Origin of the sequence: Aurantiacibacter hainanensis (genome assembly GCF_036321025.1) — a bacterium.
GTDB lineage: Bacteria > Pseudomonadota > Alphaproteobacteria > Sphingomonadales > Sphingomonadaceae > Alteraurantiacibacter > Alteraurantiacibacter hainanensis.
In genome coordinates this window covers 1,072,716-1,092,933 of record NZ_JAZAPB010000001.1, presented here as the reverse complement: position 1 = coordinate 1,092,933, position 20,218 = coordinate 1,072,716, and the positions used below count along the sequence as shown (strand labels likewise).

The following is a 20,218-nucleotide window of genomic DNA, read 5'->3' as shown; positions in this document are numbered from 1 at the left end:
CCACGTGCGGGGCGATTCAGCCTTCGTACTTTTCCAGTTCGTCGCCCTGCAGGGTGACGACGTGGATGAGGTTCGTCGCACCGGCCTGGCCGAAGGGAACGCCCGCCAGCATGGCGATGCGCGCGCCCTCGCGCGCGAAGCCGTGGCGCAGGGCCATGCGCTTGCCCTTGGCGATCATCTCCTCGAAACTGCCGATATCCTTGGTGGCGACGGGGTGTCCGCCCCACAGCAGGGCCACGCGCCGGGCCACGGACATGGACGGTGTCAGCACCATCAGCGGCACCGCGGGCCTTTCGCGCGCGACGCGGCGTGCGGAACTGCCGGAGAAGGTGAAGACAGCGATCGCATTGATGTTCACCGTGTCGGCAATGGTCATGCAGGCATGGGACAGGGCATCGGCAAGGGTGGGGTCGGGCGGTGTATCCAGCATGCGAACCCGCTGCTTGTAGCCCTCGTCCTTCTCCACCTGGCGGGCGATGGAATCCATCATCAGCACCGCTTCCTCCGGCCAGTCGCCCGCAGCGGTCTCGGCGCTCAGCATCACGCAGTCCGCGCCGTCGTAGACGGCGTTGGCAACGTCGGACACCTCGGCACGCGTGGGGGCGGGGCTTTCGATCATGCTTTCCAGCATCTGCGTCGCCACGATCACCGGCTTGCCGGTAAGGCGCGTGGCGTTGACGATCTTCTTCTGCAGCGGCGGGACTTCCTGCGGCTCAAGCTCCACGCCCAGGTCGCCGCGCGCCACCATGATGCCGTCGGCCAGTTCGATGATCTCGTTCAATCGCCGCACCGCCTGCGGTTTCTCGATCTTGGCGCACAGCGCGCCCTTGCCGCCCATCAGCTTGCGCGCCTCTGCCAGGTCGTCCGGGCGCTGGACGAACGACAGGCCGATCCAGTCGACCCCGTGCTCCATCGCAAAGGCCAGGTCGCGGCGGTCCTTGTCGGTCAGGGCGGGGATGGGGATTTCCGCATCGGGCACGTTCACGCCCTTGCGATCGGATATGACCCCGCCGACTTCCGCCTTGCAGGTGATCGCGCCGTTGCTGACAGACTGCACCCGCAGACGGATCTTGCCGTCGTTCACCAGCAGACGCTGGCCCTCCTCCACCACGTGGAAGATTTCCGGGTGCGGCAGCTCCACGCGGCTGGCATCGCCCGGCTCGCCCACGCGGTCGAAGGTGAAGGTGCTGCCGTGCGGGATCGTGGCGCGGCCATCGACGAAGGTTCCGACCCTAAGCTTCGGACCCTGCAGGTCCGCCAGGATGGCGATCGGGCGGTAGAATTCCTTTTCCAGCGCGCGGATATGGGCAATTGTCTGGGCGTGCCGCTCGTGCTCTCCGTGGCTCATGTTCACGCGGAAGGCGTCGGCCCCGGCCTGGAACAGGCGTCTCAGCATGTCGATATCGTTGCAGGCGGGCCCGGTGGTGGCGAGGATCTTGACCTTGCGGCCACGCGGATCGAGTCTGGAAGCATCGCGTTTCGGCATGGCCACCGCCTATGACAGGCGACGATAACAACACAAGGATATTACGATGAGCGATACGCAAGACCCCCTCGACATGCTGCCCGACGACGTGGCGGCGGCGGCCTTCCGCAGGCTGGTGCGGCACCTGCGCCATCGCCACGATGCGCAGAACATCGACCTGATGGGTCTTTCCGGCTTCTGCCGGAATTGCCTGGCCGACTGGATTCGCGACGCCGGATACGACGGCAGCAAGGAACAGGCGCGCGAACTGATCCACGGCATGCCGATGGACGAGTGGAAGGCTTCCCGGCAGAGCGAGGCGAGCCAGGAACAGCTCGACCGGATGGCCGCGAGCCTCGAGAAGAACAAGGCGGACCTGCGCTAGACGGCCTTTTTCACAGACTGGTCCACAGCCCGGTTTGCGCCCGCGCGGTGCTGCGCTAGTCAGCGCTCCGACCGATTCTCTTGCATACCGGAGCACCTATTCCATGGCCGAAGCCACCGACGACCGCCTGCGCCTTCTGATCGAGCGCATCGAACGCCTCGAAGAGGAGAAGAAAGGCATCGCCGACGATATTCGCGACGTCTACGCCGAGGCGAAGGCTGTGGGATACGATCCCAAGATCATGCGCCAGGTCGTGCGCCTGCGGAAGATGGACGCCAACGACCGCAGCGAACAGGAAATGATACTCGACACCTACAAGACCGCACTCGGGATGGCGTGAGGCTTTGCGGCGATGGCGCGCGGAACGGCGCGACATCGCCGCCCGTTGATTCTGCATAGACCCAATTTGCAGGACAACGATCATGACCGACACGCGAGAAAAGACCGCCGACGCCGATTTCATCAAGCCGATCGCCGAGGAGCCGGGCATTCCGGGCCACGAGAGCGCGCTCGATCGCAAGCCCCAGTGGCAACCGCGATACCCCGGTTCGGGACGGATGAAGGGCAAGGTGGCCGTCATCACCGGCGGCGACAGCGGCATCGGCCGCGCAACGGCCGTGCTCTTCGCACGCGAGGGCGCGGACGTGGCCATTTCCTATCTCGAGGAACACGACGACGCCAAGAAGACCCGCGAACTGTGCGAGGCCGAAGGCGCCAAGGTGCTGCTTTCGGCAGGTGATCTGGGCGATCAGAAGCACGCGCAGGGGTTCATCGAAGCCGTCATCGACCGGTTCGGGCGGATCGACAGCCTGATCCAGATCGCGGGCGAGCAGCACCCCGACTACGACGTGACCGACATCACGCCCGAGCAGCTCCAGCGCACCTTCCAGTCCAACATCTTCTCGATGTTCTACCTGGCGCAGGCGGCCCGCCCGCACCTGAAGCGCGGAGCCACCATCGTCAACTGCACCAGCATCACGATGTACAAGGGCGCGCCGATCCTGCTGGACTATTCCGCCACCAAGGGCGCGATCACGGCCTTCACCCGCTCGCTGAGCGAGAACCTGATCGACGACGGCATCCGCGTGAACGCGGTCGCGCCGGGTCCGATCTGGACGCCGCTGAACCCGTGCGGAGGCATGCCGGAGGAGGAGATGGACGACTGGGGCACCGACACCCCGATGGGCCGCGCCGGCGAACCAAACGAGGTCGCCCCGGCCTTCCTGTTCCTCGCCTGCGAAGACAGTTCCTACATGTCCGGCCAGGTGCTGCATCCCAATGGCGGCACGGTGGTGAACGGCTGAACCGACGTTGCCCGCGCTACTGTATTGTGCTAGCAATACACCTGTTCCGGAGAGGCTGAAGGAGTGCGAACATGCCCGGTGAATGGCGAGACGCGCGGGGTATCCCCGTCACCACCACCCACATGATCGAGGGGCGGCCGATCCAGGCCTATCTCGGCATCGTTACCGGCGAGGTGATCATCGGCGCGAACCTGTTCCGCGATTTCTTCGCCAACATTCGCGATATCGTGGGCGGACGCTCCAGCAGCTACGAACGCATCCTGCGCGAGGCGCGCGAGCAGGCGATCATGGAAATCCAGGCCGAATGCGGCAAGCTGGGCGGCGATGCCGTGGTCGGGGTCGACCTCGACTACGAGGTGATCGGCGACAAGGGCTCCATGCTGATGGTCTCGGCCAGCGGTACGGCCGTGAAGCTTTAGGGCCATGTGAATTGTTGAAGCGGAAGCGGGGCTGGGCTAGGCCCCGTTTTCATTTTCAGCCCAGCACATCAGCACTCCGTTAGAAGAAAAACCATGGCAGGCCATTCCAAATTCAAGAACATCATGCACCGCAAGGGTGCGCAGGATAAGAAGCGTTCGAACCTCTTTTCCAAGCTGTCGCGCGAAATCACCGTCGCGGCGAAAATGGGCATGCCCGATCCCGACATGAACCCGCGCCTGCGCCTGGCGGTGAATGCGGCCAAGGCGCAGTCGATGCCGAAGGACAATATCCAGCGCGCTATCGACAAGGCCTCTGCCAGCGATGGCGAGAATTACGAGGAAGTGCGTTACGAGGGATACGGCCCCGGCGGCAGCGCGATCATCGTGGAGGCGCTGACCGACAACCGCAACCGCACGGCCACCTCGATCCGCACGGCCTTTTCCAAGCACGGCGGCAACCTCGGCACCGAAGGCAGCGTGGTCCACGGGTTCGAGCGGCTTGGCCTCATCATCTACCCCGCCGACGCGGGCGACGAGGAAACGGTGCTGGAGGCCGCTCTGGAAGCGGGCGCGGAGGATATCACCTCCACCGCAGACGGCCACGAGATCTGGACCGCGGCGGACGACCTCCACCAGGTCGCCTCCGACCTCGAAAAGTCGCTGGGTGAGGCGGAAACGGTCAAGCTGGCGTGGAAGCCCAACCTCACCGTCGACATGGACGAGAAGAACGCCACCACCCTGCTGAAGCTGATCGACGTGCTGGACGACGACGACGACGTGCAGACCGTCTGGGGCAACTACGACATCTCGGACGACGTGATGGAGAAGGTCGAGGGCTGACGGCCCTCCTGCCGATACCTTCATGCTGATCCTCGGCCTCGATCCCTCGCTCAGCTGCACCGGCTGGGGCGTGATCCGGGTCGAGGGCAATCGCATGGCGCACGTCGCCAACGGCCAGATCCCCACCGGCGCAAAGATGCCGATGGCGCGGCGGCTGGCCGTGTTGCAGCAGAGCCTCGCCGAGGTGATCGTGACGCACCGCCCCGATCGCGTGGCGGCGGAAGAGGTCTTCGCCAACAAGAACCCGCAGTCCGCGCTGAAGCTGGCGCAGGCGCGCGGCGCGGTGCTGGCGGCCTGTGGGCTGGCCGGGCTGGAGGTTCGCGAACACGCGGCGCGGCTGGTGAAGAAGGCCGTCGTGGGGACGGGCGGTGCGGAAAAGGCGCAGGTCCAGGCCATGCTGAAGGTGCTGCTGCCCGGCGTGCAGCTTGCCGGGGCCGACGCGGCGGACGCCCTCGCCGTGGCGATAGCGGACGCCAATCTGGGCTGATCGCCCCGCTCCCGCGCCAAACTGTTTTGGAACAAGGCCTTGCGGGCTTCGTAGTTTGCGTAATCGACCGGTGGGAGGCCGGCGCAAACACCATCCCGGAGCCTTATTGATGCGCAAGACCCTTTTTCCCGCCGCTATCGCCGCCACGCTCGTTCTCGGCGGCTGCGCCGGTGGCTACGGCGGCAGTCCGCTGGGCAATATCTTTGGCGGAATTCTCGGCGGAGGGAGCGGCTACAACGACCGCGGCCTCAGCGAATTCGAGCGCGCCGCGGTGAATGCCTGCGGGCAGGAGGCGGAGCGCTACACCCGCGACCGCATCGGTATCGACCGGGTCGACCAGATCAGCCGCGATGCCGTGCGCGTCGACGGGCGGATCGAGACGCGCGACCGCAGCCGCGACCAGTTCACCTGCACCTTCGCCAGCAATGGCCGCATCGCCGATTTCCGCGTCCTCTAAGGCGTCAGCCGCACGTTCGGTTTGACAAGGGCCGCGCCGGGCGTAATCCGGTGCCATGTATCTCGTCGTTTTCCGCAATCGAAAGCGGCCCGATATCGACCGGGCAGGGTACGATGCGCAGGCCGACGCGATGGAGGAGCTTGCCGCCCGGCAGCCGGGTTTCCTGTCGTTCAAGAGCTATGTCGCCGAAGACGGCGAAGTGATCGCCCTGTCGGAGTGGGAAGACGAGGGCGCGGCGCGTGCGTGGGGCAAGGTGGCCGAACACCGGATCGCGAAGAACGACGGGCGGGAGCGCTGGTATGCCGAATACACCATGTTCGCCTGCGATAACCCGCGCACGCACCGCTTCCGCGCCAGCTGACTGTCCTACACCGGCCGGGGCCCGCATCAGCAGGCAATGGCTTCGACTGTCGCGAAACTGCCCGAAAACCCGGCTAGTCGGGGATGCGCCCGTCAGGATGCTGACAGGGCCGGGTTTTTCGGCCTAGGACAGTGTTCCATGTGTTCCACATTAGCGGCGAGAGGCTCAATCGAATGACGATCCACCTGTACGGCATCCCCAACTGCGACACCGTGAAGAAGGCGCGCAAGTGGCTGGACGCGAAGGGGATCGACTACGCCTTTCACGACTACAAGAAGGAAGGCGCGGACCCGGTGAAGGTGGAGCGCTGGCTGGGTGCCGAAGGCATCGACACCGTGCTGAACCGGCGCGGGACGACGTGGCGCAAGCTTCCCGACGAAGAGAAAGCGCGCGCCGACGACGCCATCGGTGCGGCGCAGTTGCTGGTCGAGAATCCCAGCATGATCAAGCGCCCGGTGGTGGAGCATGACGGCGGTCTGCTGGTCGGCTTCGATGAGGCTGCTTGGGAGGCGGCATTGGCATGAAGTGGCTGCTGGCCCTGATCGCCTTCGGGCTGGCCATGCCCGCCACGGCGCAGGGAGAGGACGACATGCTGATCATCGCCCATCGCGGCGCCAGCGCCGAACGGCCCGAGCACACGCTGGCGGCCTACGAACGTGCCATCGACCAGGGCGCGGACTACATCGAGCCCGATCTTGTCGCCACGCAGGACGGCGTGCTCGTGGCCCGCCACGAGAACGAGATTTCGGGCACGACCGACATCGACCAGCGCCCCGAGTTCGCCGCGCGCCTCACCACAAGGGTGATCGACGGACAGGAAGTGCGCGGATGGTTCACCGAGGATTTCACCCTGGCCGAACTGCGCACCCTGCGCGCCCGTGAACGTCTGCCGGCGATCCGTCCGGCGAATACCCGCTTCGACGGACTCTATCAGGTGCCGACGCTGGGCGAGATCATCGCGCTGGTGCGCGCCAAGGAGGCGGAGACGGGGCGCACCATCGGGCTCTATCCCGAGATCAAGCACCCCACCTACTTCGCCGGGATCGGCCACGACCTGGCCACCATGCTGGTGAAGGAACTGCACGACGCCGGATATCGGGGCGCGGATGCGCCGGTGTTCATCCAGAGCTTCGAGATAGAGCCGCTGCGGCGGCTCAATGGAATGACCGACTTGCGTCTCGTGCAACTGATCGCGGTTGAAGGCGGTCCGGTTGACGATCCTTCTTTGAGCTATGCGGATATGGTTTCGTCTGCGGGACTCGCCGAAATTGCCGAATATGCCGACGGGATTGGGGCGGACCTGCGTCTGTTGTCAAATGCCGACGGCGTGCCGACTGATATGATTGATCGAGCACATAAAGCGGAACTGGCGGTTCACGGCTGGACTCTGCGGCTGGAACCAGAGTTTCTGCCGCCTCCCTATGGCGATGATCTCCCCACTTATGGAAGGCTAGCTGACAGTATTATCATGTCGGTCATTAGAGCGTTACGCGATGCTGGCCTCGACGGCATCTTTACCGATCATCCATGCCGCCTGACAGATTGCCATCGACGCCGGATAGGATCCGTAGACATTCCGCCTAGGCTCTCCGCGCCGTAACCACGTAGTTGAGCGACAAGTCGTCCGACAGATGCAGGCCCTTGCCTACCGAAAAGCCGATCCCCTTCGGCTCGCCCATGGTCAGCCCCGCGTCGGACAGCAGCGACTCGAGTTCTTCGGGCGTGACGAAATCCTCCCAGTGGTGCGTGCCTTTGGGCACCGCGCCGATGGCTTCCGCCGCGCCGACCAGCAGGGTGCGGCTTTTCAGCGTGCGATTGGGGGTGGAAAGCACCATCAGCCCTTCGGGTGCCAGGTGCGCGGAAAGCTGGGCGGCGAAGGCGGCCTTGTCGGCCACGTGCTCGATCACTTCCATCGCGGTGACGAGATCGAAGTGTCCCAGGTTGGCCGATCCCAGCTCTCCGGGGATGTACCGGATATCCAGCCCCGCGCCGTCGGCGTGGGCGGCAGCCGCCTGGGTGTTCTCGGGCGAGGCGTCCACGCCGGTCACTTCCGCGCCCAGCCGCGCCAGCGGTTCGCACAGCAGCCCGGCGCCGCAGCCCACGTCCAGCGCGCGCTTGCCCGCCAGGGGGCGGGCACTCTCGATATCGCCGCCCCAGTGCATGTCCACCGCGTCGCGAATGAAGCCCAGCCGCACGGGGTTGAGCCTGTGCAGCATGGCGGAACTGCCGTGCGGATCCCACCATTCGGCGGCCAGCGCGCCGAAGTGGGCGGCTTCCTCCGGACGGATGGTTGCAGGACTGGTTGCAGATGTGACAGTTGCCTTGGCCATGCATGCTCCCTAACAGCGCGCGTGGGTTTCAACCAGTGAATGCATGAAGGGGGATTCTTGGCCCGCATCGTGATGAAATTCGGCGGCACCTCGGTCGCGGGGACAGAGCGCATTCGCCGCGTCGCCAATATCGTGCGCGCGCAGGCCGCGGGCGGTAACGAGGTGGCCGTGGTGGTTTCCGCCATGGCCGGCGAGACCGATCGCCTGGTGAACTTCTGCCGCGAAGCCAACCCGCTCTACGACCCCGCCGAATACGACGTGGTCGTCTCCAGCGGAGAGCAGGTGACGGCCGGGCTGCTGGCGCTGACCTTGCAGGCGATGGGCTGCAAGGCGCGCAGCTGGCTTGGCTGGCAGCTGCCGGTCAAGACGTTCTCCGCCCATGCCAATGCCCGCGTCGGCGAAATCCATGCGGAGCGCCTGGCCGAAAGCATGGCGAACGGCGAGATCGCGATCATCCCCGGCTTCCAGGGCGTATCCGACCTCCAGCGCATCACCACGATGGGACGCGGCGGATCGGATACCTCGGCCGTCGCCATCGCCGCCGCGGTGAAGGCGGATCGTTGCGACATCTACACCGACGTGGACGGGGTCTACACCACCGATCCGCGCATCGTCGCCCGCGCCCGCAAGATCAAGTATGTGTCCTACGAAGAGATGCTCGAACTCGCCTCGGTCGGCGCCAAGGTGCTGCAGACCCGCTCGGTCAGCCTGGCGATGAAGCACAACGTGCGGGTGCAGGTCCTGTCCTCGTTCGTCGATGACGGTGCCCCGCCCGCAGACACGCTGCCCGGCACGATGATCGTCTCGGAAGAGGAAATGCAGAATATCCTGGAGGATTCGAATATGGAACGCCAGACCGTGACCGGCATCGCTCACGACAAGAACGAGGCCCGCGTGGTCCTCACCCGCGTGCCCGACAAGCCGGGCGCGGTGGCCGAGATTTTCACCCCGCTGGGCGAGGCGGGCATCAACGTCGACATGATCATCCAGAACGTGGGCCGCGACAAGGGCGAGACCGACGTGACCTTCACCGTGCCGCAGGCCGAGCTTGCCCGCGCGCAGGCGCTGCTGGAGGAAAAGCAGCAAGCGCTCGGCTTCAACCGCATCATCACCGACAGCAAGGTGGCCAAGATCTCCGTCGTCGGCATGGGCATGAAAAGCCACACCGGCGTCGCCGCCACGATGTTCAAGGCCCTGGCCGATCGCGGCATCAACGTGCAGGCGATCTCCACCTCGGAAATCAAGGTCTCGGTGCTGATCGACGAGGACGAGACCGAACTCGCCGTGCGCGTGCTGCACACCGCCTATGGCCTCGATGCGCCGGACGAAGCGGCGGCGTGAACGTCGACTGGCAGCGTGCGGCTAGAGGTCGTCCGCGCTGAAAGGCAGCTGGCGCTTCTCGTGCTGCACGCTGATCCAGCGTGTCGTGGTGAAGGCTTCCACCGCCCAGCGGCCGTTGAACCTGCCGATGCCAGAGTTCTTCACGCCTCCGAACGGCGAGAAGGGGCTGTCGTTCACGGGCGAATCGTTGATGTGACACACGCCCGACTGGATCCGCTTCGCCACGCGAAGGGCGCGCCCCTCGTCCTGCGAGAAGACCGACGCTGAGAGGCCGTAGGTCGTGGCGTTGGCGAGCCGTATCGCATCCTCTTCGTCGCTGGCGCGGGAGATGGGGCATACCGGCCCGAAGATCTCGTTCTCGAACAGGCAATTGTCTTCCGATACGTCGGTGAAGACGTGCGGTGGAATGACCAGGCCGTCCGGATCGCCGCCCAGCGCGCAATTGGCGCCCTGGTCCTTCGCCTTGGCGATCAGGTCGGTGATGGAATCGAACTGGTCGCGGTTGACGATCGGCCCGATGAAGCAATCCGCCGCATCGCGCTGGCCCACCGGCAGCTTCTTCACCCGCTCCACGAAAGCCTCGACGAAGCGATCGTAAAGTCCGTCTTCGACGATGATGCGGTTGGCGATCATGCAGATCTGGCCCTGGTGCATGAACTTGCCCCAGACGCTGGCTTCGACCGCGTAATCGAGGTCCGCGTCGTCGAGCACGACGATGGGCGAATTGCCGCCCAGTTCGAGTTCGACCGGCTTGATGAGATTGGCGTCCAGCGCGGCCTTGCCGACGCCTCGTCCGACGCCGGTGGACCCGGTGAAGGACACGACCGAGGGGATGTCGTGGGCAATCAGCGGGTCGCCGATATCGGAACCGCCGCCCGGCAGCACCGACACCAGGCCCTTGGGCACTTCCGCCTCCTCGCAGATCGCGGCGAAGATGGTGCCCCCGGTAACGATGGAATCGCTGGACGGCTTCACTACCACCGCGTTGCCCAGGCTCAGCGCGGGGAACAGCGTGCGGGCGGTAAGCTGCAGCGGGAAGTTCCACGGCGATATCAGAGCGACGACACCGGCGGGCTGCCGATAGACGCGGCTTTCCTTGCCGGGAATGTCCTCGTCGATGATCAGGCCTTCCTTCATGAACGGCCAAACGCCGCCCTTGCGGGCGAAATCGGTACAGAGCATCAGTTCGAGCGCGGCCTTGACCTGCGTGCCGCCGACTTCACGCACGATCCACTCGGCGATCTCGTCCTTGCGCGCCTCCATGATCTCGGCAATCCGGCCGAACACCGCGGCGCGCGCCGCGGGGGGCATCGCGCCCCATTCCTTCTGGGCCTCGGCAGCGGCGCGGCAGGCTTCGTCGACATCTTCGGCCGTCGCGCCCTTCATCGTGAAGATCGTGGATTCGTCCCACGGGCAGATGTTGGTCATTTCCTTGCCGGTTCCGTCGCGCCATTCGCCGGCAATGAAAATTCGATCGAGCTTGTCGTAGGGCGTTGTCATGTGACCGGAACGGCGTGGAACGCGCGAGGGTTCCCCTTGCTCGCGGGCGAGGGGGGCAATAAGGCCCGCAGCCATGAGCAGTTTTCCCAAGACCTCGACGCTGATGGCGCGCGGTAACGAATTCCTCGGTTCCGACTACGCCATCATGTGCGGCGCAATGAGCTGGGTTTCCGAACGCAACCTCGTTTCGGCCATCAGCAATGCCGGCGGCTTCGGCGTGATCGCTTGCGGAGCGATGACGCCCGACCTGCTGGATGCGGAGATCGCCGCCACGAAGGCGCTGACGGACAGGCCTTTCGGGGTGAACCTGATCACCATGCACCCCGACCTGTTCGACCTGATCGACGTGTGTGCGAAGCACGAGGTTACGCACGTGGTCCTGGCAGGCGGCCTGCCGCCCAAGGGCAGCGTCGACGCGATCAAGCAGAAGGGCGCGAAGCTGATTGCCTTCGCGCCGATGCTGGCTCTGGGAAAGAAGCTGCTGCGCTCTGGCGCCGATGCGCTGGTGATCGAGGGGATGGAAGCGGGCGGCCATATCGGCCCCGTCTCCACCAGTGTGCTGGCACAGGAAATCCTTCCCGAGCTGGCCGCCGATAACCTGGTTTTCGTGGCCGGCGGGATCGGCCGGGGCGACATGATCGCGGGCTACCTGGAAATGGGCGCGGCAGGCGTGCAGCTCGGCACCCGCTTTGCCTGCGCGACCGAGAGCATTGCCCATCCCGACTTCAAGAAGGCCTTCTTCCGCGCCAGCGCCCGCGATGCCGTGGCCAGCGTGCAGGTGGACCCGCGCCTGCCGGTCATCCCCGTGCGGGCGTTGAAGAACAAGGGGACGGAAGAATTCACCGCCAAGCAGCGCGAGGTGGCGGCCGTTCTCGACCGGGAGGAAATCGCCATGGCCGAGGCGCAGTTGCAGATCGAGCATTACTGGGCCGGAGCCCTGCGGCGCGCGGTCATCGACGGCGACGTGGAGAACGGTTCGCTGATGGCGGGCCAGTCGGTCGGCATGGTCAAGGCGGAAGAGCCGGTGGCCGACATCATCGCGCAGCTTATGCAGGAAAGCGAAGCGGCTCTGACGCTGCGCAACAGGGTCTGACGAAGGGGGCGAACATGGGCAGGTTGGCAATCGGGATATTCACGGCCACCCTGCTTGCAGCCGCCGCGCCCGCGAGCGCGCAGGACGCGCTGCTGGTCGTCAACGTCGGACCGGACGGGGATTCCATCTTCGTCGAGAACGGCGTCGTCGTCGACCAGGGCCCGTCGATCCTTCCGCCAGAGCAGGGCCGCACGGTCGATGCCGAAGGGGCATTTGCCACGCCCGGCCTGATCGACATGCATGTCCACCTGTGGGGAGAGGCCGAACTGGCGGCCTATCTCGCCCACGGCGTCACCACGGTTCGCAACCTGTCGGGCATGCCCTTCCATCTGCGCATGGCGGAGCGGATCGAGAACGGCGAGCTCGAAGGGCCACGGCTCTTCACCAGCGGTCCGATCCTCAATTCGCCGGGGCCGAATGCGCAGATCAATCACGTCATGGTCTCGACAATCGACGAGGCCCGCGAAGCGGTGCGCGCGCAGCACGCGGCGGGCTTCGACCGGGTGAAGGTCTATTCCAACCTGACCGGCGAGGCCTTTGTCGCCGCTTTGGACGAGGCACGCGCGCTGGGAATGAAGCTGACGGGGCATCCGGTAGAAGGCGCGCGGGAAGAGGGCATTCCGCTTGAGCGCGACTTCCTCGTTCCGTTCGCGGATACGCTGACTGCCGCCTTCGAGACGATCGAGCACACAGAGAGCATCGCCTTCCACGGTCTTCGCGCCGGGGTGGACCGTGACGCGGGCGAGACGCTCGTTGCAGAGATCGCGGCCAGCGGTGCGACCGTGACGCCGACGCTGGTGGCGCATCGCAATCTCGTCCGCGTCGCGGAAAGCGATGGAGTCTACGCCAGCCGCGAGGGAATGGAGTGGCTCAACCCGGTTATCCAGTCGACCGAGGCGGAGAATATCGCCGCCTGGGCCGCGCGCGATCCGGCCTACGAAAGCGAGCGGGCGGAATTCTACAGCTGGTTGACCGGACGCATGCATGCCGCCGGTGTGCCGCTGGTGGCCGGCAGCGACGCGGGCATCTTCGTGAACCTGCCGGGCGATGCCCTGCACGATGAACTGGAGCTGCTGGTGGAGGCGGGCCTTACTCCCGGCGAGGCGATCGAGACGGCCACGACCAACGCCGCGCGGGCTCTGGGCGAGGAGGGTCGTCTTGGCTGCCTCGAGCAGGATTGCGCCGCCGACTTTGTCTTCACAGCCTGCAATCCGCGCGCCGATATCGCCTGCATCCGGCAGGTCGTCGGCGTTGTGCGAAACGGTCGATGGCACGGAGAAGAGGATATCGCCGCGCTGCGTGCCCGCGCTTCGCAGCATGACATGGACCAGATCGTCACGGACCTCGTGGCAGGCATGGAGGCGCAGGGCACTCCGCTCGATCCGTCCGTTCTGGGCGAATAGGTAGCAGGTCGTTCGACGGACGGGCTTCGCCATCCGGCGATGTCGCGAATGTTCGTTTCTGCGCCGTTCAGGATGGCTGGGTCAATTGCGCGGCGGGACCTCTTTAGAAAGTCTTGGCAATGCGCCTTCCTGCCCTTGTCGCAACGCTAGCGTTGCTCTCTGCCTGCTCTGCCATCCAGCCTGCCAGAATGGCTCTCCCCGCCCCGCTGACCGACACCTCGGAGCGGATTCCCTTCGATAACATGAGCGGCTGGACCCACGGCCGGTTTTCCGCCGGCGAGTACGTGGGCGGCTATGAGAGGGGGCTGGACAGGCTCACGGTGGGCGACCTGTTCCAGCGCACCGATGGCCATGCCGAGTTCACCATCGCCGGACCGGGAATCTCGACCACCATCGAGGGGTACTGCAGCGTGCGCAAGCGGGCGCTGGCGTTCGACGACATCGAATTCCGCCCCCGTCCGATGGCATACCGGTGCGACCTGGAAGCCGACGGGCGCGCGATCCCGGCGCGTCTCGAAGTTCAGGAAGACCGCCGCGGCCTGGAGAACGCGCTGACGCGCAACGCACGCCGCGGGGAGATCGGGCTGGCTGGCGAGATCGTGTCCTTCCGGCTGGTTCACTCTCTCGCCGGTTCGTCCTGGCCGGTGGAAGACTCGATCGGCTACGTCTTCGAGCAGGACGGTCGCGCGATCGGCGCGCTGGAGCTTAACGGCAAGCCGGTGCTGATCCTGCCGCAAGGAACGGAAATCGGAAAGCGGCGGGCGATGATGGTCGCCGCGGTCGCGCTGGCGACGTTCTGGGATCCGGCCACGATCTGAGCCTTGCCGGCGCAGTTCAGTCGGCAAGACCCAGCAGGACTTTCACCGTCGTGTCGGGATCGTTCTGCATGACGAAGTGATCGGTATCGGTCTCGTGATAGTCCCACCCGGCGGCCTTGGCCTTGGCGGCGAACCCGCCAAACGGCGTGGGCTCGTAGCCGGTGGCGAAGATGTAGCTCTTCTTCGCGATGCCCTTCTCGTCGCCGGTGAAGGGCATCGCCTCGAGCAGGGTCAGGAGCGGGTGGAAGCCCACGACGCCGGGCACGTGCTCGAAATCCAGCGAGCCGATGGGCGTGACATATCCGGGCTGGTGACGCTGGCTGTCGACGTACCAGTTGTGCTCGAATTCGCCGGTAATGTCCCACAGCGACTGGTCGCTTTCGGGCAGGAAGGCATCGATGTAGCAGATCGCTTCGATATGCTTGCCAAGGCGACTGGCAACGGCGGAGATCACCATGCCGCCGTAGGAATGGCCAGCAAGGATGAAGCGGCCGATCTTCGCCTCCGCGATCTGGCGGCAGACATCGTCCACATGATCGCTGAGCGTGATGCCGGGATGCAATTCGCCCTGGCGCGAGCCGAGACCCGGAAGGGTGCAGTTGAGCACCTCATGGCCTTCTGCCTCGAGCCGCGCGGGGACATCGCCCCAGGTGTGATTGCCGCCCCAGGCGCCGTGGACGAGGACGAAAGTGGCCATGCCGAAACTCCATGAAATGCGAAAGGCCCGCACACCCTGACGGTGCGCGGGCCTTCCATCAAGCTGCCTTTCGGCGCGCGCTTACTTGCGCGAGGTGCGCCAGCCGGTGGCGTAGGTTTCGCGGCTCATTTCCGAATAGGGAACCGGCGAAACGATGGCCTTCACGTTGATCTGCTTGTGCGGCTCCACGGTGGTCTTCTCGGTACCGCCGTTTTCCTCGCCCCAGACGACCTCGAGCTCGGTGCCCAGCGGGATTTCCGGATCCACGGTGGCGAGCGAAAGCGCCTTCTTCTCGTTCCAGCTGTAGCCGGTGAACATCGACAGACCCACGGTGTTGCCGCCGGCATCCACCACCTTGTCGTAGTTCGAGTTGGCATAGTTGGCGAGCGGCAGGTCGAAGAACTTGTACTGCTCACCTTCCGGATCGAACATGGAGCTGACGATCTTCTTCATGTCGTCGGCGTTCCATTCGAGCGTCACCTTCTTGCGCTGCTCGTCCTTGTTCTCGGCCACTTCCTTCAGCGCATCGGCGCCGTGGAAATCGTGGTCGAACTTGACGAACGGGCCGTAGCCCAGCTCGTAGGGGTTGAGGTAGTAGTCGTTGATGGTGTCGCCGACGAACGAACCGCCGATCGAGCCGGTGGCCTCGTAGCTGTCGGCACCCAGCCACTTGCGATAGTCTTCCAGCTTGTCGCCGGTGTAGATCGCGGGCAGCGGGGAGGGGATCCAGCCCGATTCCAGGGTGTTCGACGGATAGGCGCGGCTGCCGACCGGGATCAGGCCGAATTCCTCGCCCGCTTCCAGGATCTTGTCGCGGACATATTCCTGCTCTTCATACGGACCCCAGATCTCCAGGCCCGGCGAACCGGCCATGCCGTGACGCAGCGTGCGGATCGTCTTGTCGCCGATCTTCATGGTGCTCATGTTGAAGAACTTGAGCTTGTCGAGCGGCTCGCCGTTGAGCTTCTCGATCACGTCCCAGGCGCGCGGGCCCTGGATCTGGAAGCGCCAGCTGATGCGCTTCACCGTCTTGCCCATCGGGCGGCTGGGGGAACGCGGATCGTTGATGACATCGACGTTGTAGCCGCCGGTCTCGGCGTGGAACATCAGCCAGTTCGCGGCGGGCGCGCGGCCCACGTAGACGAACTCTTCTTCGGCCAGGCGGAAGATGATGCCGTCGCCGATCACGTGGCCATAGGGCGTCGTGGGCACGTACTGCTTGGCCTTGTCGACTGCAAAGCCGTTGGGCGAGTTGATCATCGTGTCGGACAGCAGCTTGAGCGCGTCCGGACCGTTGATGTAGAGATCGAACATGTGGTGCGACTGGTCGAACAGCACCGCGCCGTGCTGCCAGGCCCACTGCTCGTCACGCCAGTTGGAAAATTCCGGGGCGACGACAGGATACACGTAGGCACCGATCTGGTTGTTGCGGAGCATGCCGACGATATCGTCAGTGCCCTCTACGATTTGCTGCAGGTTGTCGGCCATTATGGCTCCTCTCCATGGTTGTGAATGAATCACGTATGCGAAATTAGTATGCGGTGCATACAATATTCGGCTAGAGGTGCAAGGGATAAGGCGCACCAATCGGCAGGAGGTTCCCCATGAAGGTCGAGGCACTCGATCACGTGAACATCATCACCGACAGGCTGGACGAAACGGCGCGGTGGTATGCCGACCTTCTCGACCTGGAACGCCGCGATGCCCCGCCGCCGCTGACGCCCGCGACCGCGCAGTGGATGTTCGATGCGGACGGGCGCGCCATAATCCACATCAACTCGGTCGACTGCACCCGCGCCTACGACCGCGAGGTGCAGCCCGGCGAACTGACCGGCGCGCTGCACCACGTCGCCCTGCGGCTGGAAGGCTACGAGGAAATGAAGGCGCGGCTGGACGCGCGCGGGGCGGACTACCAGGAAAACCTGGTGGAAGCGATCGGCCTGCGGCAGATCTTCACGGCCGATCCCAACAATGTCCTGCTGGAACTGAACTTCTTCGGGGAGTGAAGCGTCCCGGTTTGGGACAAGAAGGCGTCGCCACGCCAGTAATGCCTTGATACTGCGGCTCCGTGTCCGCTTGCAGGTAGCGATTGCGACGCCCCGGGTGTATGCTTGATGTCGAACTACCTGGGGGGGATTGTTCGTGAAAAGCATCGTCATAGCCGGTCTGAGCACCGTCTTCGCACTGTTGATCGTAGAGATCGGTCTGCGCGTTCTCGATCCGCTCGATTTCCAGCCCCATGCAAGCCGAGAGATGGCGAACGTCCCCCTCGGAGCCAGCCCGTTCTATTTCTGTGAAGGAGGCCCACAGCAGCTGGTCGCGCATCCGGTGGTGAATTCGCGCGAACTGCCGAACCAGCGCTACTTCGAGTTTCTCAATGACAGCGCTTCTCTCATCGAGACCAACGAATACGGATTTCGCGGCGAGTTCGACCTAGGCGATGCCGAAGAACGGATATTGGTCCTTGGCGATTCATTCGTTCGCGGAACGCTTGCCGATGAGACCGAGACCATCCCTGCGCTGTTGTCGCAATGGTCGCAGGGCACGCACTTCGTAAACCTGGGCACCGGCGGCCACGGAACGATGCAGCACGCACTGACCTACCAGGAGTTCAAGGACACGATCCCCCATGAAGTCGTCCTGCTGTTCGTCTTCAATGGCAACGACCTTGCCGACAACCTCGATTTCAAGGCCTGGCAGGATGATCCGGAGGCCAATTCGCGTGAGCCTTCCGCGATGCAAAGGTTGAAGCAAATGCTTTTCACCCTTCACGTCGGCAAGCTACTGCAGCGGTTCAAGGAGGGCTATCTCGACGGCTATCGCTACTCCTCGACTCCGAGCGAGGATGAGGAAGAACTGCTTGCCCAATCGCTGGCGGAACTCTCGCGCTCGGTTGCGGATCAGGGCGCGCGCCTGTTCGTATTTTCCCTTCCCGAGGCTTCGGAATTCTTCGAGGACAAGCGGATGTCCCTGCGTGAAGATGCCGTGGGATATGGCAATGCCACGCGCGGGCTGCTGCAAGAGGCTGCGGAAGAGAACGGCTTCACATACCTGGACCTGAAACCGGTGCTTGAGGACGCGGCCCGGGAAGCGGGCATTCCGACGAGCGAACTTTTCGGCAATCCCGATTACCACCTGCGCGAGCCCGGCAATTTCGCCGTGGCGCGTGCGGCAGCGCAATTGTTGCAGGAAAATGGAGCCGCGGTCGTTGTGCCTGATGCCGAGTTTATGGACCGAACCAGTTTCGATCCCTCCAACGTCGCGTGCTCGTGACCCGGAATTCGGCGGAGCCGCCGCCTCTCGCCGACGATGAACGCCTGGAGACCTGACGCAGGCTCTGCCTCGCTTGCGACCTAATGCGGCGCGCCGCCCGCCGTGGTCGTGCGATACATTTCACGCCGGAAGCCGTCGTAGTCGTTGGGGCCCAGGTGCATGGTGGCGGCGTTGTCCCACATGCAGACCATGCCCGGCTTCCAGCGCAGGCGGCAGGTAAAGGCGTGCTGGGTGGTGTGCCACACCAGGTATTCGATGATCGGCCTGGCCTCGTGCGTGGTCATGCCTTCGATCCCGACCGCATAGGTATCGCAGATGTACAGCGCTTCCTCTCCGGTGTGCGGGTGCGTGCGGACCAGAGGGTGGTAGCTGCCCTTGATGCCCTGTTCCTGCTTGGCCGGATCGCCGAACTGGATCGCGCCGCCATCGCGCAGCAGGTTCTGGGTGGCGATATTGTTGCGCGCGCTCATGTGCACGCGCAGCGGCCGCAGCATGATGCGGTAGGTTTCGGACAGGTGGCGAAAGGCCAGCGCACTGTTGGCCCAGGTGGTGTCGCCGCCGTAGGGCGGTCCTTCCACCTGCCGCAGGGTGGTGATGCTGGGCGGTTCGGGCAGGAAGGGGCTGTCGGTGTGCCAGCCGCCGCCGAACAGGCTGGGCGTCACCTCGTCGGCCTCCTTGATGATGGGATGCACCTCGCGGTGCCCCTCCACCCCTTGCGTGTAGGCGTCGACGGCAAAGGGCCCCAGGCGGCTTGCGAATTCCTCGTGCTCGGCGTGGCTGAGGTGCTGGTCCTTCAGGTAGACCATCTTGTGCTTCCACAGCGCCTGCTTGAGGCTCTCGATGCCTTCGTCGGACAGTTCGGGCAAGCGCACCCCGGTGATCTCCGCGCCCATGGCGGCGCCGAGCGGCTCCACGCCGAAATGGTTCGACTTGAACGGATGGTTGTCGAAATCGCCGCAAGGGCTCACGCGGACCTGCCACATCGGGTCTCTCCTCTCTGCGCGCGGGTGGGGAGCGACTTATCCCAGCGCGATGACCGTCTTTCCGAAACTGTCCGGACCCCAGCCGTGTTGATAGGCCTTGTCCGCTTCTTCGAAGGCGAAGGTCTTGCCCACCGGGATCTTCAGGTGGTGCGCATCCACGAAGGCGTTGAGATCCTCGGCCATCCGCGCGGAGCCGACGAAGATGCCGCGGATGGAAGAGCCGGTGAACATCAGGCCGCGCGGCTCGGGGGGAGTGCCATCGGCCAGCACGCCGATCAGCGCGATCTCGGCCAGCGGCGCGCAGGCGTTCATGCTCTGCTCCAGCGTGCCGGTGCCGCCAACCTCGACGATCTTGTCCGCGCCGCCGAACTGTTCCTTCACGTGGTTACCCCACTCGGGCGTAGTCTTGTAATTGATCGTGTGATCGGCGCCGAGAGCCTTCACTTGCTCCAACTTCTCGTCGGAGGAACTGGTGACGATCACCTCCGCGCCTGCCGCCTTGGCCAGTGTCATGGCGATAAGCGACACGCCGCCAGTGCCCAGCACCAGCACCTTCTCACCCGCTTCCAGCGGACGACCGCCCTCGAACAGGGCGTTCCACGCGGTCACGCCCGCGCAGGGCAGACAGGAGGCCTGCTGCACATCCAGGCTGCGCGCGATGGGGATCACGCCGTGCTGATCCAGCACGACCTTTTCCGCCAGCATGCCGGGCGCCTTGCCGTCACCCAGCGCAGGCACGAACTTGGGCGGACCGTCGTACCATCCCTGGAAGAAGGTGGATTGAACCTCGTCCCCGACGCGCACCGACTTCACGCCTTCGCCAATCGCCACGACCTTGCCCGCGCCATCCGACAGCGGGATCGAAGGCTCGGTGATCGGGCCGCCGAAATACTTCCCGGCGGCAACCGCGAAATCGCGGTAGTTGAGCGACCATGCCTTGGGCGCGATCAGGATCTCGCCCGGACCCGGCTCGGGATCGGGCAACTCGTCCATGTACAGCTTGTCGAAGCCGTCGGAGCCTTCCGGCATCAGCCATGCGCGCATCGTTCTCTCCCCGCAGTC

At 64.8% G+C, this 20,218-nt stretch carries 23 protein-coding genes; 16 read left to right on the top strand and 7 right to left on the bottom strand.

Going from position 1 to position 20,218, the window contains the following annotated elements:
- Window positions 1-16: 16 nt before the first annotated feature.
- Complete coding sequence (gene pyk, locus AAA989_RS05465) at window positions 17-1,486, bottom strand: pyruvate kinase (protein ID WP_338241698.1); 1,470 nt, start codon at window positions 1,484-1,486, stop codon at window positions 17-19.
- A gap of 46 nt (window positions 1,487-1,532) precedes the next feature.
- Between pyk and AAA989_RS05460 the strand changes: the two genes are divergently transcribed.
- From AAA989_RS05460 to AAA989_RS05415, 10 genes are all read left to right on the top strand, one after another.
- On the top strand, window positions 1,533-1,850 hold the full coding sequence (locus tag AAA989_RS05460; protein ID WP_338241697.1) for a DUF1244 domain-containing protein: 318 nt from the start codon (window positions 1,533-1,535) through the stop codon (window positions 1,848-1,850).
- 103 nt (window positions 1,851-1,953) lie between these two features.
- Window positions 1,954-2,190, top strand: coding sequence for a DUF2312 domain-containing protein (locus AAA989_RS05455; RefSeq protein ID WP_338241696.1), 237 nt, complete (start codon window positions 1,954-1,956; stop codon window positions 2,188-2,190).
- A gap of 82 nt (window positions 2,191-2,272) precedes the next feature.
- Entirely contained in the window at window positions 2,273-3,154 is an 882-nt protein-coding gene (locus AAA989_RS05450; protein WP_338241695.1) for an SDR family oxidoreductase, read from the top strand.
- Window positions 3,155-3,225: 71 nt separating this feature from the next.
- Complete coding sequence (locus AAA989_RS05445) at window positions 3,226-3,573, top strand: heavy metal-binding domain-containing protein (protein WP_434781425.1); 348 nt, start codon at window positions 3,226-3,228, stop codon at window positions 3,571-3,573.
- A 93-nt stretch (window positions 3,574-3,666) separates the two neighbouring features.
- Window positions 3,667-4,413 carry a YebC/PmpR family DNA-binding transcriptional regulator gene (locus AAA989_RS05440; RefSeq protein WP_338241694.1) on the top strand — a complete coding sequence of 249 codons (747 nt, stop codon included), beginning with the start codon at window positions 3,667-3,669 and terminating at the stop codon, window positions 4,411-4,413.
- Window positions 4,414-4,435: 22 nt separating this feature from the next.
- The gene (gene ruvC, locus AAA989_RS05435) at window positions 4,436-4,900 is read left to right on the top strand and encodes a crossover junction endodeoxyribonuclease RuvC (RefSeq protein WP_338241693.1); all 465 of its coding nucleotides are present in this window, start codon (window positions 4,436-4,438) and stop codon (window positions 4,898-4,900) included.
- Between the two features lie 109 nt (window positions 4,901-5,009).
- Complete coding sequence (locus tag AAA989_RS05430) at window positions 5,010-5,357, top strand: hypothetical protein (RefSeq protein ID WP_338241692.1); 348 nt, start codon at window positions 5,010-5,012, stop codon at window positions 5,355-5,357.
- 55 nt (window positions 5,358-5,412) lie between these two features.
- On the top strand, window positions 5,413-5,718 hold the full coding sequence (locus tag AAA989_RS05425; RefSeq protein WP_338241691.1) for an antibiotic biosynthesis monooxygenase family protein: 306 nt from the start codon (window positions 5,413-5,415) through the stop codon (window positions 5,716-5,718).
- Window positions 5,719-5,891: 173 nt separating this feature from the next.
- Window positions 5,892-6,242, top strand: coding sequence for an ArsC family reductase (locus tag AAA989_RS05420; protein ID WP_338241690.1), 351 nt, complete (start codon window positions 5,892-5,894; stop codon window positions 6,240-6,242).
- Window positions 6,239-7,318, top strand: coding sequence for a glycerophosphodiester phosphodiesterase (locus tag AAA989_RS05415; protein WP_338241689.1), 1,080 nt, complete (start codon window positions 6,239-6,241; stop codon window positions 7,316-7,318). Before AAA989_RS05420 ends, AAA989_RS05415 begins: the two co-directional genes overlap by 4 nt.
- Here AAA989_RS05415 and ubiG read toward each other — a convergent pair.
- Window positions 7,299-8,048, bottom strand: coding sequence for a bifunctional 2-polyprenyl-6-hydroxyphenol methylase/3-demethylubiquinol 3-O-methyltransferase UbiG (ubiG, locus tag AAA989_RS05410; RefSeq protein WP_338241688.1), 750 nt, complete (start codon window positions 8,046-8,048; stop codon window positions 7,299-7,301). The two genes, AAA989_RS05415 and ubiG, sit on opposite strands and share 20 nt — an antisense overlap.
- Window positions 8,049-8,105: 57 nt before the next feature.
- Between ubiG and AAA989_RS05405 the strand changes: the two genes are divergently transcribed.
- Window positions 8,106-9,389 (top strand): aspartate kinase, encoded by a 1,284-nt coding sequence (locus AAA989_RS05405; RefSeq protein WP_338241687.1) that lies wholly within the window; start codon window positions 8,106-8,108, stop codon window positions 9,387-9,389.
- 21 nt (window positions 9,390-9,410) lie between these two features.
- Here AAA989_RS05405 and AAA989_RS05400 read toward each other — a convergent pair whose 3' ends face one another.
- Window positions 9,411-10,889, bottom strand: coding sequence for an aldehyde dehydrogenase family protein (locus AAA989_RS05400; protein ID WP_338241686.1), 1,479 nt, complete (start codon window positions 10,887-10,889; stop codon window positions 9,411-9,413).
- Between the two features lie 73 nt (window positions 10,890-10,962).
- On the opposite strand from AAA989_RS05400, the gene AAA989_RS05395 reads away from it, so the two are divergent.
- From AAA989_RS05395 to AAA989_RS05385, 3 genes are all read left to right on the top strand, one after another.
- On the top strand, window positions 10,963-11,982 hold the full coding sequence (locus tag AAA989_RS05395; protein WP_338241684.1) for an NAD(P)H-dependent flavin oxidoreductase: 1,020 nt from the start codon (window positions 10,963-10,965) through the stop codon (window positions 11,980-11,982).
- A 14-nt stretch (window positions 11,983-11,996) separates the two neighbouring features.
- A complete protein-coding gene (locus tag AAA989_RS05390) occupies window positions 11,997-13,385 on the top strand; it encodes an amidohydrolase family protein (protein WP_338241682.1) in 1,389 nt (462 codons plus the stop codon).
- A 119-nt stretch (window positions 13,386-13,504) separates the two neighbouring features.
- A complete protein-coding gene (locus AAA989_RS05385) occupies window positions 13,505-14,203 on the top strand; it encodes a VV20781 family protein (RefSeq protein ID WP_491844621.1) in 699 nt (232 codons plus the stop codon).
- A gap of 16 nt (window positions 14,204-14,219) precedes the next feature.
- On the opposite strand, the gene AAA989_RS05380 is transcribed toward AAA989_RS05385, so the two are convergent.
- Window positions 14,220-14,900 carry an alpha/beta fold hydrolase gene (locus tag AAA989_RS05380; RefSeq protein WP_338241679.1) on the bottom strand — a complete coding sequence of 227 codons (681 nt, stop codon included), beginning with the start codon at window positions 14,898-14,900 and terminating at the stop codon, window positions 14,220-14,222.
- Window positions 14,901-14,981: 81 nt separating this feature from the next.
- Window positions 14,982-16,388, bottom strand: coding sequence for a vanillate/3-O-methylgallate O-demethylase (ligM, locus tag AAA989_RS05375; protein WP_338241677.1), 1,407 nt, complete (start codon window positions 16,386-16,388; stop codon window positions 14,982-14,984).
- Between the two features lie 116 nt (window positions 16,389-16,504).
- On the opposite strand from ligM, the gene AAA989_RS05370 reads away from it, so the two are divergent.
- Complete coding sequence (locus tag AAA989_RS05370; RefSeq protein WP_338241675.1) at window positions 16,505-16,906, top strand: VOC family protein; 402 nt, start codon at window positions 16,505-16,507, stop codon at window positions 16,904-16,906.
- 136 nt (window positions 16,907-17,042) lie between these two features.
- On the top strand, window positions 17,043-18,173 hold the full coding sequence (locus tag AAA989_RS05365) for an SGNH/GDSL hydrolase family protein (RefSeq protein WP_338241674.1): 1,131 nt from the start codon (window positions 17,043-17,045) through the stop codon (window positions 18,171-18,173).
- Window positions 18,174-18,253: 80 nt separating this feature from the next.
- Here AAA989_RS05365 and AAA989_RS05360 read toward each other — a convergent pair whose 3' ends face one another.
- Both AAA989_RS05360 and AAA989_RS05355 read right to left on the bottom strand, forming a co-directional pair.
- Window positions 18,254-19,156, bottom strand: coding sequence for a TauD/TfdA dioxygenase family protein (locus AAA989_RS05360; protein WP_338241673.1), 903 nt, complete (start codon window positions 19,154-19,156; stop codon window positions 18,254-18,256).
- A gap of 36 nt (window positions 19,157-19,192) precedes the next feature.
- Window positions 19,193-20,200 (bottom strand): zinc-dependent alcohol dehydrogenase family protein, encoded by a 1,008-nt coding sequence (locus tag AAA989_RS05355; RefSeq protein WP_338241672.1) that lies wholly within the window; start codon window positions 20,198-20,200, stop codon window positions 19,193-19,195.
- Window positions 20,201-20,218 lie beyond the last annotated feature (18 nt).